The organism is Blautia wexlerae (genome assembly GCF_013300825.1).
Lineage (GTDB): Bacteria > Bacillota > Clostridia > Lachnospirales > Lachnospiraceae > Blautia_A > Blautia_A wexlerae_B.
Map to the genome: position 1 here is coordinate 78023 of NZ_JAAIMY010000008.1, position 21291 is coordinate 99313.

General features: G+C 43.7%; 18 protein-coding genes. 14 read left to right on the forward strand and 4 right to left on the reverse strand.

Annotation, left to right across the window (positions count from 1 at the left end; genetic code table 11):
• Nucleotides 1-85: 85 nt before the first annotated feature.
• From glf to G4417_RS06330, 12 genes are all read left to right on the forward strand, one after another.
• Nucleotides 86-1201 (forward strand): UDP-galactopyranose mutase, encoded by a 1116-nt coding sequence (gene glf / locus G4417_RS06275; protein WP_025577203.1) that lies wholly within the window; start codon nucleotides 86-88, stop codon nucleotides 1199-1201.
• 83 nt (nucleotides 1202-1284) lie between these two features.
• Nucleotides 1285-1869 (forward strand): DUF6553 family protein, encoded by a 585-nt coding sequence (locus G4417_RS06280; RefSeq protein WP_055053695.1) that lies wholly within the window; start codon nucleotides 1285-1287, stop codon nucleotides 1867-1869.
• Nucleotides 1870-1902: 33 nt separating this feature from the next.
• The gene (locus G4417_RS06285; protein WP_173683001.1) at nucleotides 1903-4827 is read left to right on the forward strand and encodes an insulinase family protein; all 2925 of its coding nucleotides are present in this window, start codon (nucleotides 1903-1905) and stop codon (nucleotides 4825-4827) included.
• 16 nt (nucleotides 4828-4843) lie between these two features.
• The gene (era, locus tag G4417_RS06290) at nucleotides 4844-5752 is read left to right on the forward strand and encodes a GTPase Era (RefSeq protein WP_008707556.1); all 909 of its coding nucleotides are present in this window, start codon (nucleotides 4844-4846) and stop codon (nucleotides 5750-5752) included.
• A 28-nt stretch (nucleotides 5753-5780) separates the two neighbouring features.
• Entirely contained in the window at nucleotides 5781-6533 is a 753-nt protein-coding gene (gene recO / locus G4417_RS06295) for a DNA repair protein RecO (protein ID WP_025577211.1), read from the forward strand.
• A gap of 152 nt (nucleotides 6534-6685) precedes the next feature.
• On the forward strand, nucleotides 6686-8080 hold the full coding sequence (locus tag G4417_RS06300) for a glycine--tRNA ligase (RefSeq protein ID WP_022380971.1): 1395 nt from the start codon (nucleotides 6686-6688) through the stop codon (nucleotides 8078-8080).
• A 249-nt stretch (nucleotides 8081-8329) separates the two neighbouring features.
• Nucleotides 8330-9532, forward strand: a complete 1203-nt coding sequence (locus tag G4417_RS06305; protein WP_062807519.1) for an NRAMP family divalent metal transporter — start codon at nucleotides 8330-8332, stop codon at nucleotides 9530-9532.
• Between the two features lie 153 nt (nucleotides 9533-9685).
• Entirely contained in the window at nucleotides 9686-10411 is a 726-nt protein-coding gene (gene pxpB / locus G4417_RS06310) for a 5-oxoprolinase subunit PxpB (RefSeq protein WP_020993687.1), read from the forward strand.
• Between the two features lies 1 nt (nucleotide 10412).
• Nucleotides 10413-11420, forward strand: coding sequence for a biotin-dependent carboxyltransferase family protein (locus G4417_RS06315; protein ID WP_026649284.1), 1008 nt, complete (start codon nucleotides 10413-10415; stop codon nucleotides 11418-11420).
• A 42-nt stretch (nucleotides 11421-11462) separates the two neighbouring features.
• Nucleotides 11463-11900, forward strand: a complete 438-nt coding sequence (gene accB / locus G4417_RS06320) for an acetyl-CoA carboxylase biotin carboxyl carrier protein (RefSeq protein WP_062807520.1) — start codon at nucleotides 11463-11465, stop codon at nucleotides 11898-11900.
• 18 nt (nucleotides 11901-11918) lie between these two features.
• Nucleotides 11919-13268 (forward strand): acetyl-CoA carboxylase biotin carboxylase subunit, encoded by a 1350-nt coding sequence (gene accC / locus G4417_RS06325; RefSeq protein WP_026649286.1) that lies wholly within the window; start codon nucleotides 11919-11921, stop codon nucleotides 13266-13268.
• Between the two features lie 86 nt (nucleotides 13269-13354).
• Nucleotides 13355-14125: a LamB/YcsF family protein gene (locus tag G4417_RS06330; protein ID WP_144136583.1), complete on the forward strand. Its 771-nt coding sequence runs from the start codon at nucleotides 13355-13357 to the stop codon at nucleotides 14123-14125.
• Nucleotides 14126-14231: 106 nt separating this feature from the next.
• Here G4417_RS06330 and G4417_RS06335 read toward each other — a convergent pair whose 3' ends face one another.
• Nucleotides 14232-14858, reverse strand: coding sequence for an AAA family ATPase (locus G4417_RS06335; protein ID WP_008707544.1), 627 nt, complete (start codon nucleotides 14856-14858; stop codon nucleotides 14232-14234).
• 151 nt (nucleotides 14859-15009) lie between these two features.
• Between G4417_RS06335 and G4417_RS06340 the strand changes: the two genes are divergently transcribed.
• Together G4417_RS06340 and G4417_RS06345 are read left to right on the forward strand one after the other, a co-directional pair.
• On the forward strand, nucleotides 15010-16011 hold the full coding sequence (locus G4417_RS06340) for a TAXI family TRAP transporter solute-binding subunit (RefSeq protein ID WP_008707541.1): 1002 nt from the start codon (nucleotides 15010-15012) through the stop codon (nucleotides 16009-16011).
• Between the two features lie 5 nt (nucleotides 16012-16016).
• Nucleotides 16017-17984, forward strand: coding sequence for a TRAP transporter permease (locus tag G4417_RS06345; RefSeq protein WP_025577222.1), 1968 nt, complete (start codon nucleotides 16017-16019; stop codon nucleotides 17982-17984).
• A 60-nt stretch (nucleotides 17985-18044) separates the two neighbouring features.
• Here G4417_RS06345 and rfbD read toward each other — a convergent pair whose 3' ends face one another.
• The 3 genes from rfbD to rfbA form a co-directional block, all read right to left on the reverse strand.
• Nucleotides 18045-18986 carry a dTDP-4-dehydrorhamnose reductase gene (gene rfbD / locus G4417_RS06350; RefSeq protein ID WP_173683002.1) on the reverse strand — a complete coding sequence of 314 codons (942 nt, stop codon included), beginning with the start codon at nucleotides 18984-18986 and terminating at the stop codon, nucleotides 18045-18047.
• A 3-nt stretch (nucleotides 18987-18989) separates the two neighbouring features.
• Nucleotides 18990-20018: a dTDP-glucose 4,6-dehydratase gene (rfbB, locus tag G4417_RS06355; RefSeq protein WP_118341810.1), complete on the reverse strand. Its 1029-nt coding sequence runs from the start codon at nucleotides 20016-20018 to the stop codon at nucleotides 18990-18992.
• Between the two features lie 176 nt (nucleotides 20019-20194).
• A complete protein-coding gene (rfbA, locus tag G4417_RS06360) occupies nucleotides 20195-21091 on the reverse strand; it encodes a glucose-1-phosphate thymidylyltransferase RfbA (RefSeq protein WP_022380581.1) in 897 nt (298 codons plus the stop codon).
• Between the last annotated feature and the right edge of the window lie 200 nt (nucleotides 21092-21291).

A 21291-nucleotide genomic window follows, 5' to 3' on the forward strand; every position in this document is an offset into this window, starting at 1 on the left:
CCATTTTCGGATGAATTTGTTATAATGGCAGTAGCGCAAAAAAGCGTTACTGCTTTTTCAATATTACAAGAAGAAGGTGTCGCACATGAAGAAATATGATTATCTGATAGTAGGAGCCGGCCTTTTTGGTGCAGTGTTTGCACATGAGGCCACAAGACGGGGGAAAACATGCCTTGTGATCGATAAGAGAGGTCATATCGGCGGTAATATTTACACAGAAGAAGTAGAGGGAATCCAAGTACACAGATACGGTGCACATATCTTCCATACTTCCAGAAAACAGGTGTGGGATTATATCAATCAGTTTGCAGAATTTAATCATTTTGTGAATTCACCGATCGCAGTCTATAAGGATGAATTATATAATCTGCCGTTTAATATGAATACCTTTCATCAGCTCTGGGGAGTACGTACTCCTGCAGAAGCAAAGGCGAAGATACAGGAACAGATCGCAAGAATGCACATTACCCATCCAAAGAACCTGGAGGAACAGGCGCTTGCACTGGTTGGACAGGACGTATATGAGAAACTGGTAGAAGGATATACAAGGAAGCAGTGGGGCAGGGAGTGTAAAGATCTGCCGGCATTTATCATAAAAAGACTGCCTTTGCGTTATACTTATGATAATAACTATTTCAAAGATCCTTACCAGGGAATCCCCAAAGGCGGATATACACGTATTGTGAAGAAACTCCTGGAGGGCGTACAGGTATGTCTGAATACAGATTTCTTTGCAAACAGAGAGGAACTGACCGCACAGGCAGACAAAGTACTCTTTACAGGTATGATTGATGAATTTTATGACTATTGTTACGGAGAACTGGAATACAGATCACTGAGATTTGAGACAGAAGTGCTGGATATGGGAAATTATCAGGGCAATGCGGTTGTCAATTATACAGATTATGAAGTGCCGTATACAAGAATCATTGAGCATAAACATTTTGAATTTGGTACACAGCCAAAGACTGTGATCACCAGAGAATATCCGGCAGCATGGGAAAAAGGCAAAGAGCCTTACTATCCGGTCAATGATCCGAAGAACAGTGAACTGTTTGACAAATATGAACGCCGCGCATTAGAAGAGAAGAATGTGATCTTTGGCGGAAGACTCGGCATGTATCGCTACATGGATATGGATCAGGTTATTGAAGAGGCACTGTCTCTGGCAGAAACAGAGCTTACCTATGAAGAGCCATGAAAGTAGAGTTTTGGATTGTAAGAGAAAGGTAACTGTAAAGGCAGCAGACAGTTGCAGATAAAGTAACCGGAAAGGACAAATATATGACAGACACACCAACAATTGCTCTTTATTACAGAGAGCATGATCCGATGAAAAGAAAGATGTTTCTTGACCAGTCTATTGCGGCAGGTGAAGATGAGGAGGCAAATGCTGTCCGTAAGGAACTGTGGGAACTGCGTTACGGAGAACCTTCAGAGGCAGGCTCCGGTACACGTGCTGATGGATATCTGGCACTTTGGATGGCAATGGAATATAACAAGGATACAGCGGGAAAGCTGTTTGGTTTAAAGAGGGCCAGAAAAGAAATCGGGAAAAATCTTACCAGGCTGAAATTCAGAGAAATGCAGGAGAAAAGTGAGCTTCACAGAGAACTGCTTTACAGAGAATGCTGCCATATGGTCAAAACCTATATGGAACTCTGCGAGAAGGATAAGGCCTATAACACGATCTTGTGCGGGATTGTCCATATCAGTGAGAAAAGTGCAAAGAGTAAGATTCAGAACGATATTTATACCACTGCCATTGCATTTCCGGAGGAAATCAACATGCAGGAAGAACTGGAAATGATAACAAGGGCAGCAAGAGAAGTTTATGAGGCACATTTCCCGGGAGAAGGCGGATTATAAAGAAAAGCCAAAAAAAAATTACTGGAGGCATACATGAACAAAGAAAATTTGACGGCTTATGAAGTTGTGACAGAAGAAAATCTGACAGATATCCATTCTACAGGCTGGCTTCTGCGCCATAAGAAAACAGGTGCAAGAGTTATGCTGATCGAGAATGATGATGAGAATAAAGTATTTAATATTGCATTCCGCACACCGCCTAAGGACAGCACAGGTGTGGCACATATCCTGGAGCACAGTGTACTCTGCGGTTCAAGGGAATTTCCATTAAAGGATCCTTTCGTAGAACTGGTAAAGGGTTCTCTGAATACGTTCCTGAATGCCATGACTTATCCGGATAAAACCTGCTATCCTGTAGCCAGCTGCAATGATAAGGATTTTCAGAATCTGATGCATGTTTATCTGGATGCGGTATTTTATCCGAATATCTATAAAAGAGAAGAGATTTTCCGTCAGGAAGGCTGGAACTATCATCTGGAACAGAAGGAAGGACCGCTGAAATATAACGGTGTTGTATATAATGAGATGAAAGGTGCTTTCTCCTCACCGGATGAAGTTCTGGAACGGGAGATTATGAATCACCTTTTCCCTGATACCACTTATGGATGTGAATCAGGCGGTGATCCGAAAAATATTCCGGATCTTACCTATGAGAATTTCCTGAATTTCCACAGAACTTATTACCATCCATCCAACAGCTATATTTATCTGTATGGAAATATGGATATGGAAGAGAAACTGGCATTCCTGGATGAGCATTATCTGTCGCATTTTGATTATCTGGATGTGGATTCTGTTATTCAGGAACAGAAAGCATTCGGAGCATGCCGGGATGTGACTCTTGAGTATCCGGTTGCTGAGAATGAGGGAGAAGAGGACAATACCTATCTTTCTTATAACATGGTTGTTGGAAATGCTGCGGACAGTCAGATGGCGATGGCATTTGAGGTATTGGATTACGCACTGTTAAGCGCACCGGGAGCACCGTTAAAGCAGGCACTTCTGGATGTAAAAGCAGGCAAGGATGTCTATGGATCTTATGATGATGGTATTCTCCAGCCATATTTTACAGTAATTGCAAAAGGTTCCAATCCGGACAAAAAAGAAGAATTCGTATCTGTGATCAGACAGGTACTGGGAGATATTGTTAAGAATGGAATTGATAAGAAAGCTGTAGAGGCTGGAATCAATTACTTTGAATTCCGTTATCGTGAAGCTGATTTTTCCTCTTATCCAAAAGGACTGATGTACAGTCTGGATATTCTGGGAGACTGGCTGTATGAAAAAGGAAATCCCTTTGCACAGGTACAGCAGCTTACAGTTTTTGAAAACCTGAAAAAGGCAGTAAACGAAGGATATTTTGAAGAACTGATCCGTAAATATCTTCTTGAAAATCCCCATGGATGCATCATGACTCTTATACCGAAGAAAGGTCTGGCAGCCCAGCGTGAAAAAGAACTGGAGGAGAAGCTGGAAGCATACAGAAGCAGTCTTTCTGAAGAACAGCTGGATGCAATGGTTGAGAAGACGAAAGCACTGGAAGCATATCAGGAAGCCGGCGAAGATCCAAAAGCACTGGAGTGCATTCCGATGTTAAAGAGAAGCGATATTAAGAAGGAAGCTGCAAAGATCGTAAATGAAGAATTAACTGTAGACAACAGTCTGTTCCTTTACCATGATGTATGCACAAATGGCATCGGTTATGTAGATCTGATGTTTAAGACTGACAGTATCGCACCTGAGCAGATTCCTTATCTGGGACTTTTGAAATCCGTACTGGGTTATGTGGATACAGAGCATTACACATACGGAGAACTGTTTAATGAGATCAATGCCAATACAGGCGGTATCAACTGTGGGGTAGAGGTTTTTGACAGAGCTGATTCTACAGAAGAGTTTCAGGCTATGTTCTCTGTAAGAGGTAAGGCACTCTATACAAAAATGGATTTCCTTTTCAAAATGATTGGGGAGATCCTGAACAGCTCGAAACTGGAAGATACCAAGCGTCTCTATGAGATTGTTGCATCTGTGAAGTCCAGGGCACAGGTAAACCTGACAGGTGCCGGACATTCCACTGCTGTACTCAGAGCAGCGGCATATTCTTCTCCGATGGCTGCATTCCAGGATGAGATGGCGGGAATCGGATATTATCAGTTTATCGAAAAACTGGAAAAAGATTTTGAACAGCGAAAAGAGGAAACTGTAGAAGAGCTTTGTAAACTGATGAAAAAAATTCTCCGTCCGGAGAACTTTATGATCAGTTATACAGGTGAGAGAGAGTCCCTGGAGACAGTTCAGAAACTGGCGGGAACTGTAAAGGCAGGACTTGGCACAGAACCAGTGGAAAAATCGAAAGAGAAGCTGACTTGCACAAAGAAAAATGAGGGATTTAAGACTTCCGGACAGGTCCAGTATGTGGCTCAGACCGGTAATTTTAAGAAAAAAGGCCTGGAATATACAGGTGCACTGGAAATTCTGAAGGTTATCTTAAGTTATGATTATCTGTGGATGAATCTGCGCGTAAAGGGCGGTGCATATGGATGCATGAGCGGATTTAAGAGGAATGGTGAGAGCTATCTGGTATCTTACCGCGATCCTCATCTGAAACGTACACTGGATGTATATAAGGGGATTCCGGATTATATCCGTAATTTCCAGGCAGATGAGCGGGAGATGACAAAATATATCATTGGTACCATCAGCGGAAAGGATGTGCCCAGGACACCTCAGATGAAAGGTTCTGTTTCCAAGACAGCATATTTCTGCGGTGTGACAGAGGAGATGCTCCAGAAAGAACGTGATCAGATCCTGAATGCGTCTGCAGAGGATATTCATGCACTGGCCGAGATCATAGAGGCAGTTCTGGCAGCAGATCAGATCTGTGTAGTGGGAAGCGAGAGCAAGGTGGCTGAGGCTTCTGATGTACTGATGGAAGTGAAACCACTGATCAATTGTTAAAAAAGGAAAGAACAGAATGAACGAAAATTTTAAATCCGGATTTGTAGCGATTATCGGACGTCCAAACGTAGGTAAATCTACTCTGATGAATCATCTCATCGGACAGAAGATCGCTATCACATCCAAGAAACCACAGACAACCAGAAACCGTATCCAGACCGTTTATACCTGTGACGAAGGTCAGATCGTATTTCTCGATACTCCCGGTATCCACAAGGCAAAGAATAAGCTGGGAGAATATATGGTCCAGGTGGCAGAGCGAACTTTAAAAGAGGTAGATGCCATTATGTGGCTGGTAGAGCCAAGTACCTTTATCGGGGCAGGAGAGCGTCATATTGCAGAACAGCTTCAGGGAATCGGAGTGCCGGTAATCCTGATCATCAACAAAATTGATACTGTATCAAAGGAAGAAATCCTTCCTGCTATTGACACCTACCGAAAAGTATGCGATTTCGCAGAGATTATCCCATGCTCCGCACTGCGTGGACAGAATACACAGGATATTATCGGTTGTATCCTGAAATATCTGCCTTACGGTCCTATGTTCTATGACGAGGATACAGTTACTGATCAGCCTCAGCGCCAGATCGTGGCTGAGATCATCCGCGAGAAAGCACTTCATGCACTGGATGCGGAAATTCCGCATGGGATCGCAGTTGCCATTGACCGGATGAAAACACGTCCGGGAAAAAATCCAATCGTGGATATTGATGCGACAATTATCTGTGAAAGAGAATCTCACAAAGGAATTATCATCGGCAAACAGGGTGCGATGTTAAAGAAAATCGGAAGTAATGCAAGATATGAGATTGAGCGTATGCTGGAATCAAAAGTGAATCTGAAGCTTTGGGTAAAAGTAAAGAAAGACTGGAGAGACAGTGATTTCCTTATCAAGAACTTTGGTTACGATAAGAAGGAAATCTAAATAAAAAGACAGTCAGGAAACAGAGAGAATGAGTGATTTGATAACTGTGCAGGGAGTAGTGCTCTCTGCCATGCCTGTGGGAGAATATGACAAGCGGATCGTCCTTCTCACCAGAGAAAGAGGCAAGATTTCCGCGTTTGCAAAAGGAGCCCGCCGCCCAAACAGCCAGTTTCTGGCGGCTGCCAATCCTTTTGTGTTTGGAACCTTTGCCCTTTATGAGGGGCGTTCCAGTTATAATCTGAATCAGGTATCCATCAGTCATCATTTTGTGGAACTGGCAGGCGAACAGCCTGGAATCTACTATGGATATTATTTTCTGGAACTGGCAGATTATTTCGGACAGGAGGGGATTGACGAGAAAGAATCTATGAACCTTCTGTATGTGACAGTGAAGGCACTTCTGAACCCGAATATTGATGACAGGCTGGTGAGGTGTATTTTTGAACTTCGTATGATGGCTGCACAGGGATTGTGTCCTTCACTGTTTCATTGTGTGTGCTGCGAAAGACAGCCTGTGGAGGGAGAAGAGCTTTTCTTTTCTCAGCAGAATCATGGTATTCTGGATAAAGCCTGTCTGGGACATGTAAATGATGCAAAGAGAATCTCAGCACCTGCATTATATGCCATGCAGTACATAGTAACTGCCTCTCTTGGGAAGCTTTATACATTTACTGTTACAGAAGAAGTACTCCATGAATTGGAACGTCATATCCATACCTATATTGCTGCGAACACTGAAAAACGGTTCAAAAGTCTGGAAATTCTGGAAATAATGAGCTGAGATACCTTGAAAAAGAAATCAGATACAGTTATAATAACGTTAATTGTAGCTGTTTATTACGTTAATCAAATAGCGGAATGGATTGTGAACCAAATTGCCTGACGGATATGAACAGTTACACGCATTTTATAAAAAGAACGAGGAGAATAGTCATGGAAAAAACAATGGACAAAATCATTGCGCTGGCAAAGGCAAGAGGATTTGTTTACCCGGGTTCCGAAATCTATGGTGGTCTTGCAAACACATGGGATTACGGTAATCTTGGTGTAGAATTAAAGAATAACGTAAAACGTGCATGGTGGCAGAAATTTATTCAGGAATCCCCATACAATGTAGGTGTTGACTGTGCAATCCTGATGAACCCGCAGACATGGGTTGCATCCGGACATCTGGGAAGCTTCTCTGACCCGCTGATGGACTGTAAGGAATGTCATGAGCGTTTCCGCGCAGATAAGATCATTGAGGATTTCAGCCAGGAGAACGGAATTGAACTGGAGAGCTCTGTAGATGGATGGTCTCAGGAAGAAATGATGAACTTCATTAAAGATCACAATGTACCATGCCCTACATGCGGCAAACATAACTTTACAGATATCCGTCAGTTCAACCTGATGTTCAAAACATTCCAGGGTGTTACAGAGGATGCCAAGAATACTGTATATTTAAGACCTGAGACAGCTCAGGGTATTTTCGTAAACTTTAAGAATGTTCAGAGAACATCCCGTAAGAAGATTCCGTTTGGTATCGGTCAGATTGGTAAATCTTTCCGTAACGAGATCACACCGGGTAACTTCACATTCCGTACACGTGAGTTCGAGCAGATGGAGCTTGAATTCTTCTGTGAGCCGGATACAGACCTTGAGTGGTTTGCATACTGGAAGAATTTCTGCCTGAACTGGTTACATTCTCTTGGATTAAAAGATGAAGAAGTTCGTTACCGTGATCATGACGCAGAAGAATTAAGCTTCTATAGCAAGGCTACCACAGACGTAGAGTTCCTGTTCCCGTTTGGATGGGGCGAGCTGTGGGGAATCGCTGACAGAACAGATTATGACCTGACTCAGCATCAGAATGTATCCGGACAGGATCTGACATATTTTGATGATGAGAAGAAGCAGAAATATATCCCATATGTAATCGAGCCGTCACTGGGTGCTGACCGTGTAGTACTTGCATTCCTGTGCAGCGCATATGATGAGGAAGTTCTGGATGCAGAGAAGAATGACGTTCGTACTGTCCTTCATTTCCATCCGGCACTTGCACCTGTTAAGATCGGTGTGCTTCCTCTTTCCAAGAAGCTTAATGAGGGTGCAGAGAAGATCTATCAGCAGTTAAGCAAGAAATATAACTGTGAATATGATGATCGTGGAAACATTGGTAAACGTTACAGAAGACAGGATGAGATTGGTACTCCGTTCTGTGTAACTTATGACTTTGAGTCCGAAAACGACGGAGCAGTTACAATCCGCGACCGTGATACTATGGAGCAGGTTCGTGTGAAGATTGATGAACTGGATGCATATTTTGCGGATAAATTTACATTTTAACTGAATAAACTGCAAAGCAGTTATTCGGTTATATGAGCAAACAACAAAGAGGATGATTATATCCGCCTGACTGAAAAACAGCAAGGGAGCTGTATCGGATGGGAATCCGGGCACTCCTTTGCTGTTTTTTATTACAAAATATAGATTATAAAAATTCGATATCAAAAGTTGTCAAAACAACTTTTGCTTGTGTAAATATTCATTTTTTAGTATAATAAGCAATAATAACATGAAAAGGAGGCAATAAAAATGAGCGAAAAGAAAAAGAGTGGCGGAGCCTTACTTGGCGCAGCGTTTCTGATGGCCACATCTGCAATCGGACCAGGATTCCTGACACAGACAGCAACCTTTACCGGACAGTATCAGGAAAGTTTTGGATTTGTTATCCTGGTTTCCGTAATCCTTGCAGCCATTGCACAGCTGAATATCTGGCGTGTGCTTTGTGTGACCGGACTTCGTGGTCAGGATGTTTCCAATAAGGTACTTCCGGGACTGGGATATCTGGTATCGATACTGATCGTATTCGGTGGTCTGGTATTTAATATCGGAAACGTAGGTGGCGGAGCACTTGGTTTTAACACATTGCTTGGAATACCTACCAAAGTTGGTTACATACTGGCAGGTCTTTTGGCAATCCTGGTATTTGTGCTGAAAAATGCCAAAAGTGCCATGGATACTATTACCAAGGTACTGGGTGCCATTATGATTATCGTAATCTTTGTTGTGATCATTGTGGTAAAACCACCGGTAGGAAGTGCATTGAAGAATACATTTGTACCGGAAGCCGGTGCCACAAATCTGATTCCTGCAATCCTTACACTTTTGGGAGGTACTGTTGGAGGATATATCACTTTCTCCGGCGCACATCGTCTGATTGATGCAGGAATTACAGGCGAGAAGAACCTGAAAGAGATCAACAAGAGTTCTGTTATGGGTATGATCATTGCTACGATTGTTCGTATTTTCCTGTTTCTGGCTGTTCTGGGCGTTGTTGTCAAGGGCGTAACACTGGATGCTGCAAATCCTGCAGCAGACGCTTTCAAGCAGGGGGCTGGTGGAATCGGATACCGTTTTGCAGGTCTGGTTCTTCTGTGCGCAGCAATCACATCCATTATCGGTGCAGCTTATACTTCAGTTTCCTTCCTGAAGACTTTCAGCAAGTCTATCGAGGAAAATGAAAATAAAGTGATCATCGGATTTATCATTATTTCTACAGCCATTATGTTTATCCTTGGAAATCCGGCAGTACTTCTTGTACTTGCAGGTGCTGTGAATGGTCTGATTCTTCCGATCACCCTGGCAATCTGTCTGATCGCTGCACATAAGAAATCTATTATGGGAGAGAATTATCATCATCCGGTAGTACTTACCATTCTTGGAGTGATCGTGGTAATTCTTACAGCATACCTCGGTGTGACTACATTTGTATCTAAGATCGGTACATTGTTATAATTGAGGAAAATGTATCCGGTTTTCAGACTGGAGAGTATATCAAAAAGGTGTGATCGTCCAGGTTGCACCTTTTTGGTTCATTAACAGCCATGTGATGCAGAAAGAAGCAGATAAAAAGACATGGCGAAAAGATTAAGAAAAGAGGAGCAGATTATGCCGGACATTAGAATTTTAACAGAAGGTGATTCTTCTGTTCTGGTTGAATTTGGCAAAGAGATCAGTCCGGAGATCAACCGGAAGATCACTGCCACTGTACAGCTTATGAAAGAACAGCATATAGAGGGAGTTGTAGATATGATCCCTGCGTTCTGTTCTTTGCTGGTTAATTATGACCCGCGTGTGATTTCCTACGATGACCTGAAAAAAAGACTGGAAATTCTGTTAAAGATGGAAGTTACAGCAGGTGAAGGATGCAGAAAAGTTTATGAGATCCCTGTATGCTATGGAGGAGAATATGGCCCGGATATTGAGAATATTGCAGAACATGCCGGACTTTCCGTAGAGGAAGTAATAAAGATTCATTCTTCCAGAGATTACCTGATCTATATGCTTGGTTTTCTTCCGGGCTTTTGTTATCTGGGCGGGCTGGATGAAAGGATCCATACACCCCGTCTTGCAAATCCCAGAATCAAGATCAATGCAGGAAGTGTGGGAATCGGTGGTTCCCAGACAGGGATTTATCCTCTGGATTCTCCGGGAGGATGGCAGCTGATGGGAATGACACCTGTAAAAACCTATGATCCGGACCGTGAAATCCCGATTCTGGTAGAGGCAGGAGATTATATCCGTTTTGTACCGATCGATGAAGATGAGTACAAACGGATCAGAGAATTAGTAGAACGTGGCGAATACCAGTGCACCGTTCATGAGGAGGCATAAAATGGGAATTCGTATATTAAAAGGCGGAATGATGACAACGGTTCAGGATCTGGGGCGTTATGGATATCAGAGTCAGGGATTCAGTGTGGCAGGAGTCATGGATGTCCGTTCATTCAAAATAGCCAATCTTCTTCTGGATAATCCGGAGAATGAGGCAGTATTGGAGATAACGCTGATAGGCCCAACCCTTGAATTTACATCAGCTACTATCATTGCAATCACAGGCGGAGATTTCCAGCCAACCATTAATGGAGAGCCGGCTCCCATGTATACAGCCCTGTATATGAATAAGGGAGATGTACTGAAATTTGGAAGCGCCAGAACGGGAAGCAGAGGTTATATTGCTTTTTCCAGTTATCTGGATATTCCGGTAGTGATGGGAAGCCGATGCACCAATTTAAAGAGTGGTCTGGGCGGATTTAAGGGAAGAAAACTGGAAGCGGACGATTATATCGGATTTCGTATTAAGAGACGTTATCTGCCGTTTTTCCTTTCCCGAAAGCTTGATATGGATGAGTTTGATCAGACAGAAGCAACACTGCGGGTAGTAATGGGACCGCAGGATGGTATGTTCAGCAAACAGGGCATCCAGACTTTCCTGGGCAGTGAGTATACAGTGACAAATGAATTTGACCGTATGGGCTGCAGGCTGGAGGGACCGTTTATTGCTCCTAAGGAGACTTCGGATATTATTTCCGACGGAATCGCATTTGGGGCTATACAGGTACCTTCCCATGGTAAACCTATCATTCTGCTGGCTGACCGTCAGACAACGGGCGGTTATGGGAAAATTGCCACAGTGGCATCTGTGGATATTCCCAAGCTGGTACAGAGAAAAACAGATGATAAGATACATTTCAAGGCAATTACCGTACAGGAGGCTCAGGCTCTTTATGTTGAGGAAATGAAAGAACTTGACGGACTGAGAAAGATCATTCATCAGCCATGTAAAGAGGTTCTGGATTGCCGTCTGGTGGCAAAGAGACTGCGCAAGCTGTTTGAAGAATAACCGTAAAAAATAATATAAAATAGACAGAAAGGATAATGTTTGATGGATTTAGAGAAGATTGAAGGACTGGTAAAGATTATTGAGGATTCATCCCTTAATGAATTCACATATAAGGACAAGGATGTAAAGATTACAATGAGCAAGCTGGATCATCCTCCTGTAGTTGCAACGGGAGTTCCTGTGGCTGCATCTGCACCTGTGAATACAATTGTGGAAAAAGCAGAGGAAGAAGAGGAGGAAAGTCTGTTTATCACTTCTCCTATCGTAGGAACCTTCTATTCTGCAGCTGCTCCGGATGTACCTGCTTTTGTAAAGGTGGGAGATCAGGTAAAAGCAGGACAGACAGTGTGTATTCTGGAAGCTATGAAGCTTATGAATGAGATCCAGAGTGACTATGACTGTGAGATTGAAGCAGTTCTGGTAAGTAATGAACAGAAAGTAGAATATGGACAGCCTCTGTTCCGTGTTAAGAGACTGTAGGATAAGGAGGCTTTCATATTGTTTAATAAAATTTTGATCGCCAACCGTGGGGAGATTGCAGTTCGGATCATACGTGCCTGCAGGAATCTGGGGATCCGAAGTGTAGCTGTTTATTCAAAAGAAGATGCTAAGAGCCTTCATGTACAGCTGGCAGACCAGCGTATCTGTATCGGAGAAGGTCCTGCCAGAAACAGCTACCTGAACATGGACCGGATCATTGCTGCAGCAGAAAATATGGGAGCAGATGCTATCCATCCCGGTTTTGGCTTTCTTTCAGAAAACAGTGAGTTTGTCCGCAAATGCAAAGAAAACGGAATTACCTTTATCGGACCGGATGCGGATGTGATCGATAAGATGGGAAATAAATCCCATGCCCGTAAAACCATGATGGATGCCGGGGTACCGGTTGTACCGGGAACAAAGGAACCTGTATACGATGCAGAAACAGGTAAAAAACTGGCTGAAGAGATTGGATATCCGGTTATGATCAAGGCTTCCTCAGGCGGTGGTGGCAAGGGAATGCGTGTGGCTGCCAATGAGGATGAATTTGAATTTCAGTTTAATATGGCACAGAGAGAATCAGCCAATGCTTTTGGGGATGATACTATGTACATTGAACGTTTTGTAGAAAATCCCCGCCATGTGGAGATTCAGATCATGGCAGACAGTCATGGAAATGTGGTGGCACTGGGAGAACGTGACTGTTCGGTACAGAGAAATCATCAGAAGCTGATCGAGGAATCCCCGTCCCCTGCCATTGATGAAAAAACCCGCAGGAAAATGAACGAATATGCAGTTCTTGCTGCGAAAACAGTAGGTTATACCAATGCAGGAACGATTGAATTTATCGTAGACCCCAAAGGCAACTTCTATTTCATGGAAATGAATACCAGAATCCAGGTGGAGCATGGAGTAACAGAGATGGTTACAGGCACAGATCTGATCATTGAGCAGATTCGTGTGGCTATGGGAGAGGAGTTAAGCTTTAAACAGGAAGATATCCGAATTAAAGGACATGCTATTGAATGCCGTATCAACGCAGAGATTCCTGAGAAAAATTTCATGCCAAGTCCCGGAGTAGTACAGCATATGCATCTTCCGGCAGGCAACGGAGTCCGGGTGGATACTGCCCTTTATACAGGCTACAAGATTCCGTCAGAGTATGATTCCATGATTGCGAAGGTAATCGTTCATGCACCTGACAGAGAGGCTGCCCTGCAGAAAATGCGCTCTGCGCTGGATGAGATGGTGGTCATGGGTGTGGAGACAAACCTTGATTTCCAGTATCAGATTATGAAGAATCAGGTATTCTGCGACGGAAAGGCAGATACGGGATTTATTGAGAATGTACTGAAAATTAAGGGATAAGATTGTAGGTAAGGATTCTGTATACGGATTGAGGGAGTGATTTTTCAAACACGCTCTGGGAAATAAATAGAAAAGAGGTAAGGTAAATGTATACAGTAGATTTAAACAGTGATCTGGGAGAAAGTTTTGGAAACTATAAAATCGGTAATGACGATAAGGTCATTCCGCTGATTTCCTCTGCAAATGTAGCCTGCGGTTATCATGCTTCAGATCCGGTAGTTATGGGAAATACGCTGGCAATGGCAAAGGAAGCGGGAATTCGTATAGGAGCACATCCGGGTTTTCCTGATCTGATGGGCTTCGGAAGAAGAAATCTGAGTGTTTCCCCTGCAGAGGCAAAAGCATATGTGCTTTATCAGCTGGGTGCACTGGATGCATTCTGCAGAGTAACCGGTGTAAAAATGCAGCATGTAAAGCCTCATGGAGCCTTATATAATATGGCTGCAGAGGACTATGCCCTTTCTACTGCGATCTGTGAGGCAATCAAAGAATTTGACAGCAGTCTGATCGTACTTGCTCTTTCCGGTGGACAGCTGGCAAAGGCTGCTCAGGATATGGGCCTGCGTACAGCTATGGAGGTTTTTGCAGACCGCGCCTATGAAGAAGATGGTACTCTGGTAAACAGACGTAAGGAAGGTGCTGTGATCACTGATGAAAATGAGGCTATTGTCAGGGTGATCCGTATGGTCAAAGAGAAAAAGATTACTGCAATTACAGGAAAAGATATTGATATTCAGGCAGATTCTGTCTGCGTTCATGGAGACGGAGCCAAGGCTCTGGCGTTTGTGGAAAAAATCAGAGAGGCTTTTGTAAAAGAAGGAATCCAGATCAGTTCTCTGGATGAGTTTGTAAAATAAAAGAAATTTAGAAACAACTATTAAAAGGACTGAAGTAAAGAGACTGTGGCACAGATTTTCTGATTGCCACAGCCTTGTTGCTGTTTTACAGCTTGCAGCGGTCCTTCTACTGATGCTTCAGATTCAACCCCTGCTGTTTTGCAAGTGAAGTGATAATCTCAATACAGTTATCGTATCCAAGGGTTCCGGTATCCAGACACAGGTCATAATCGTGATAAGTGCCAAGCTCATGTTTTGTATAGGTTTTGAAATAGGTTTCACGCAGGTTGTCCATTTTGGTGAGATATTTCCTGGGATCTTCCTTTCCGTTTAAGCCTAATTTCTGAATATGTTCTGTGCGGAGATTCACATCTGCATGAAGGAAAATATCCAGACTGGGAATACCGGCATTTCGCAGGATAAGATTGGAACAGCGGCCGATAATAATACAGTCCTGTTCTGCTGCGAACTGAAGGATCAGCTCTTTCTGAGCCTGGTAAATAGCATCATGGGAACTGAAATAACCTGCAGAGTTATTCAGAATGTTGTCCAGAAGTCTGGCGCTGCGGCTCAGATTTTCACCCTCACGATCAATATCCTCCTGGGAATATCCGCTTCTGGCAGCAGCCTGTTTTGCAAAATCCCGATCGTAATATGGGATACCAAGCCTTTCTGAAACTACTCTTGCAATACTGTGTCCCCCGGCACCAAACTCCCGGCTGATTGTGATGACAGGGTATTTTCTTTCGGACATAATAGATACCTCCATTGGGTTGTTATTTATTTTGTTATCCATGTTTTTCCTTTATTGTAACGTTTTTTGTAAGATTATTCAATAAAGATTATCATTTTTTGAAAAAATATGTTATAATTCAAAATATTATGTACCTGAAGGAGATGGATTTATGAGAAACAAAGAGCTTTTCAGAGGCAGGAGAAAAGCTGGCAGGATTGTTGGCCTTGTTTTGACTCTTGCACTTGCAGTCAGCCTTCTGAGTGGCTGCGGACAAAGTAAAGAACGTCTGACGTTCGGTACCGGCGGTACGGCGGGAACGTATTATTCCTACGGTGGTGTACTGGCCCAGTATATTACCAATAATACAAATGTAAAGGTTACAGCAGTTTCTACAGGTGGTTCCAAAGCGAACCTGCAGTCAGTACAGGACGGAGATTTCCAGCTTGGATTTGTCCAGTCAGATGTAATGGCCTATGCATGGGACGGCGTAAGAGCATTTGAACAGGACGGTGCAACCCATGATTTCAGGACTCTGGGCGGCCTGTATGCAGAGACTGTCCAGCTGTTTACCATGGATCCTGACATTAAGACAGTGGAAGATCTGAAGGGCAAGAGCGTATCTATCGGTGCGGCAAACTCCGGTGTATATTTCAATGCTCTGGATGTTTTAAATGCAGGCGGCATTACCCTGGATGATATCCATCCCCAGTATCTGTCTTTTGAGGACAGCAAGGAATCTTTGAAGGATGGGAAAATTGATGCTGCGTTTATTGTTGCAGGTGCACCTACAACAGCTATCACAGAGCTTGCAACTACCAATGGTGTCTATATGATCAATATTGATGGCGCGATCAGGGACTCAATTTTGAGTGACTGTCCATATTATACATCCTACCAGATTCCGGCAGGAACCTATCCGGGACAGGATGAGCCTGTAGAAACCATCACAGTCAAGGCGACGATCGTAGTGTCCGAATCTCTGGATGAGGATACAGTTTATGATATGACTGCGGCAATTTTTGACCATGCAGACGAGATTTCTGCTGAGAATGCAAAAGGAGCGGAGCTTTCTCTGGAAAACGCTACTTCCGGTATGACCATTCCTTTCCATAAGGGTGCGGCGCGTTATTATGCAGAGCATGGAATTACAGTGGATACGAAAGGGGAATAGTCAGGATGAAAGAAAATAAGATAAAAAAAGCAAACACATCCCCGGAAGGGCAGGCTGGTTCTGAGAACATGAGTACAGCAGATGTAGATGCAGTAATGAAGAAATACGACCGCGAATCCAATATTCGTGTGTGGACCGGCAAATATAAGCTGGCTGTACGCGGCCTGCTGGTTGCCTTTTCTCTGTGGTGTATCTATGTTACCTTATTTGCAACCTTCCTGGAGGAAATCCGACTGACTTCTTTTCTGGGGCTGATCATTCTTATCGGATTTCTTACCTATCCGGCGAAAAAAGGAGATATCAGAGAAAACTACATGCCGATTGGCGATATTATTTTTATGATCGCAGGCGCAGGTGCTTTTCTGTATTTTACTTTTTCTGCAAATCAGATCATCAATCAGGGTACCAGATTTGCCCCTTATCAGATTGTGATCGGTATTATCGGTATTGCTGCACTGATCGAGCTTACCAGACGATGCGTGGGCCTGCCGATCCTGTTTGTGGCAGGTTTTTTCCTGATCTATGCACTGGCTGTAGGGCTTACCAATCCGGCATTTTTGGGAAGAGTGAAATTCCTAGTGCGGAATCTTTTCTACACAAAAGAGGGTATTTTCTCCACACCTGTAAATGTATGCTCTAAATATATTGTGGTATTTATTATTTTCGGTGCGTTTCTGGAGAGAACAGGAATCTCCAACTTCTTTATTCAGCTGGCTAACTGCATTGCAGGAAAATATGCAGGTGGACCGGCAAAGGTAGCGGTTATCAGTTCTGCACTCTGTGGAATGGTATCCGGTTCCTCTGTAGGTAACACAGTAACAACCGGTTCTGTTACAATCCCGATGATGAAGGACACAGGCTACAAACCGGAATTTGCCGGAGCAGTAGAAGCTGCTTCTTCCACAGGTGGACAGATCATGCCTCCGATCATGGGAGCTGCCGCATTCCTTATGGCAGATTTTGTGGGTGTACCGTACTCCAACATTATTGTCAGGGCGATTCTGCCGGCATTGTTGTACTTTACAGGAATCTTTATTTCTGTACATCTGGAAGCAAAGAAATTAGGGCTTTCCGGAATTCCGAAGGAAAAACTTCCGGTATTTAAGCTTCTGATCCGTAAAATCTATCTGTTATTACCTCTGGTCATGCTGGTAATCTGGGTGTCTGGAAACTATATGACCATGCAGAAGGCTGCCAGCTATGCAATCGTTCTTTCTGTTATCGTAAGTCTTTTTGACAAAGAAAACAGAATCAGTGTTACCAAATGTATTGATGCGCTGGAAGCAGGAGGAAGAGGTGTTATCTCCGTAGCAGTAGCCTGCGGTGTTGCAGGAATCATTTCCGGTTCCATCACCATGACAGGACTTGCCAATGACCTGATCAACGGAATCATCAGTGTTGCAAACGGAAAACTGATCATTGCACTGCTTTTGACTATGCTGTGCTGTATCGTACTTGGTATGGGTGTACCTACCACTGCCAATTACTGTATCATGGCAGCAACCTGTGCTCCGATCCTGGTACGTATGGGAGTACCTACACTGGCAGCTCATTTCTTTGTATTTTACTTTGGTATTGTTGCAGATATCACACCGCCGGTAGCGCTGGCTGCCTACGCAGGTTCGGCCATAGCGAAGGCCAATCCGATGAAGACTGCATTTACAGCCTCCAAGCTGGCTATCGCAGTATTTATCGTACCTTATGTATTCTGCTTCAATCCGGCAATGCTGCTGATCGATACCACACCGCTTAAGGTTGTTCAGATCTTTATCACCTCACTGATTGGTGTGTTTGGATTGTCCTCCTCACTGGAAGGCTTCCTGTCAGTGAAAATGTCTGTACCGGTTCGTGTCTTAATGGCAGCAGGCGGACTGATGCTGATCGATCCGTCACTGATGACTGATGTTGTGGGAATACTTCTGATCGTGGGATGCTGCGTATGGCAGACAGCGCAGAAGAAGAAAACTGCATAGAGAGGAATAAAAAAACCGGCAAAACACCTGTCATTTGGGTGTCCTGCCGGATTTTTTTATTTAGAAATCCAGTTCTTTCAGATACCGTCCAAGTGCATCCTGCCAGGTGGGGAGTGGTGTGAAACCATTGGCTGTCAGTTTGCTCTTATTCAGGCGGCTGTTAAATGGTCTGGCTGCTTTGGAAGCGCCATACTCTGCAGTTGTGACGGAGTTGACTGTCATGTTTTCCGGGAGATATTCCGGGTGTCCCATGGCAGCGGCCTGACGGAAGATTTCTTTTGTGAAATCATACCAGCTGATATATCCGCCCTCATTGGTTGCATGATAATAACCGTATTTTTCAGTTTCGATCATATCTACCAGAAGTCTTGCCAGGTCATAGGTATAAGTAGGTGTACCGATCTGGTCATTGACTACGGAGAGAGTATCATGAGTTTTTCCGAGGTTGATCATGGTTTTGATAAAGTTCTTGCCGTTTTTGCCGAATACCCATGCAATACGGACGATAAAGAACTTATCAACTGTGCCGGATACGGCAAGTTCACCGTCCAGCTTTGTCTGTCCATAGACATTTAATGGTTTATAGTCCTTGCAGTCAGGCTCCCATGGGGTGGTTCCCTGGCCATCGAATACATAGTCAGTGGACAGATACAGCATTTTGATGTCAAGCTCTTTGCACACATCAGCAATATTCTGAGTTCCGGTTACATTTACCAGACGGACCTTCGGCTGATTTTCTTCATCTTCGGCAGCATCTACAGCTGTCCATGCAGCACAGTGGATCACAGCATCAACATTTGCTTCTCTGATGACTTTTTCTACAGAAGTCTTGTCAGTGATATCCATCTGAACATAAGGCATGGTTGTGACAGCAGTGCCGTCTGCGATTCCGCTGTAGGAGGGAGCAATGTCACTTCCTACACCTTCATAACCGCGTTTTGCAAGTTCGTTCATAACATCATGTCCAAGCTGACCGCCTACACCTGTTACAAAAACTCTCATAATTTATGCCTCCCCACGGTGTGCGTACATTTTTTCATAATAGTTCTGATATTCTCCGGAGATGATAGTTTCCCACCATTCCTTGTTATCCAGATACCATTTGATTGTTTTCTTGATACCGTCTGCGAATTTTGTTTCCGGTAACCAGCCAAGTTCGTTGTGAATCTTAGTCGGGTCGATTGCATAACGCATGTCATGACCTTTACGGTCTGCTACGTAGGTGATCAGGCTTTCTGGTTTGCCAAGTTCTTTGCAGATGATCTTAACGATATCAATGTTTGTCATTTCATTGTGTCCGCCGACGTTGTAAACTTCTCCAACACGTCCTTTGTGGATGATCAGGTCGATTGCGCGGCAATGATCTTCTACATAGAGCCAGTCACGAACGTTTTCGCCTGTTCCGTATACAGGAAGTGGTTTGTCATTTAATGCGTTGGCAATCATTAACGGAATCAGTTTCTCCGGGAAATGATATGGTCCGTAATTGTTGGAGCAGCGGCTGATGGTTACAGGCAGTCCGTAGGTTCTGTGGTAAGCCAGCACCAGAAGGTCTGCAGAAGCCTTAGAAGAGCTGTAAGGGCTGCTTGTATGGATAGGAGTTTCCTCTGTGAAGAACAAGTCAGGTCTGTCTAATGGAAGATCTCCGTAAACTTCATCAGTAGATACCTGATGATAACGCTTGATACCGTATTTGCGGCATGCATCCATGAGAACAGCAGTACCGATAATATTTGTGGTAAGGAAAACTTCCGGGTTTTCGATGGAGCGGTCAACGTGACTCTCTGCAGCGAAGTTTACAACCATATCAGGGTGTTCTTCCTCAAAAAGTTTGTAAACTGCTTCGCGGTCTGTGATGCTTTCTTTTACGAAACGGAAATTTGGGTTGTCCATGACAGGTGCAAGAGTGGAAAGGTTTCCTGCGTAGGTCAGACAGTCCAGACAGATGATGCGGTAATCCGGGTATTTTTTTAACATGTGAAAAATAAAGTTGCTTCCGATAAATCCGGCACCGCCGGTTACAATAATGTTCATAGTGATTCTCCTTAAAAAATATATAATATGAATATCTGTAAGATTCTGTTATAGAGTCAGGCAGATAAAATTATATGCCTTGCTGCATGGTGGGTGATATATCAAATAACTGTTTGAAAATTTGATATATCACTCACTTGACTGCGAATTCGGTTGTACAGGTCTAAAAGCTTCGGTTAGTGCAATACATCCAGATATTTACCGTCCAGAACGTCTTTTAAGTACTGACCATACTGATTTTTCTTCAGTATTTCATAAACCTTCAGCACATCTTCCTTTGTAATCCAACCATTGAGATATGCAATCTCTTCCAGGCAACCGATTTTGCGGTGCTGGTGGCTTTCCATTGTTTTTACAAAGTTGGTGGCTTCCACAAGGCTCTCGTGTGTACCTGTATCCAGCCATGTGAATCCCTGTCCGAGAAGCTCTACGTTTAATTCGCCTTTTTCCAGATAGATGCGGTTCAGATCTGTGATCTCAAGTTCGCCTCTGGCGCTTGGTTTCAGATTTTTTGCATACTCTACGACGCGATTGTCATAGAAGTATAAACCTGTGACACAGTAGTTGCTCTTCGGGTGCTCCGGTTTCTCTTCAATTGAGATAGCCTTGCCTTCATGGTCAAATTCTACAATACCGAATCTCTCCGGATCATCTACATAGTATCCGAAAACAGTTGCACCCTCGCCGGATTCTGCGTTCTTTACAGCAGCTTTCAGTCTTTTCTTCAGTCCATGTCCTGCGAAGATATTATCGCCGAGAACCATGGCAACAGTATCATCACCGATAAATTCTTCGCCGATGATAAATGCCTGAGCAAGTCCGTCCGGACTTGGCTGTACTGCATAGGTGAGATGGACACCGAACTGATGTCCGTCACCAAGAAGTTCTTCAAAACGAGGAGTATCCTGCGGAGTAGAGATGATCAGGATATCGCGGATTCCTGCGTTCATCAGTACAGACATGGGATAGTAGATCATTGGTTTATCATAGATTGGCAGAAGCTGTTTGGATGTTACCATTGTAAGCGGATAAAGGCGTGTGCCGGAACCGCCTGCTAAAATAATACCTTTCATGTGTATTCTCCTTTGTTATTTGGCAGTATGCGGCCGGAGCGATATTCTGTCAGTTATCTGTGTAAATGATAAGCAAAATATCAGGCGACTGCGATACTAATTCAACGGGTTTCTGGATTGTCAGTCTGAGTTACGATATCATCCTGACTCTGATGATTGTATTATAAAAGGTGACCTTAGGTCACCTTCAAGTACTTTTT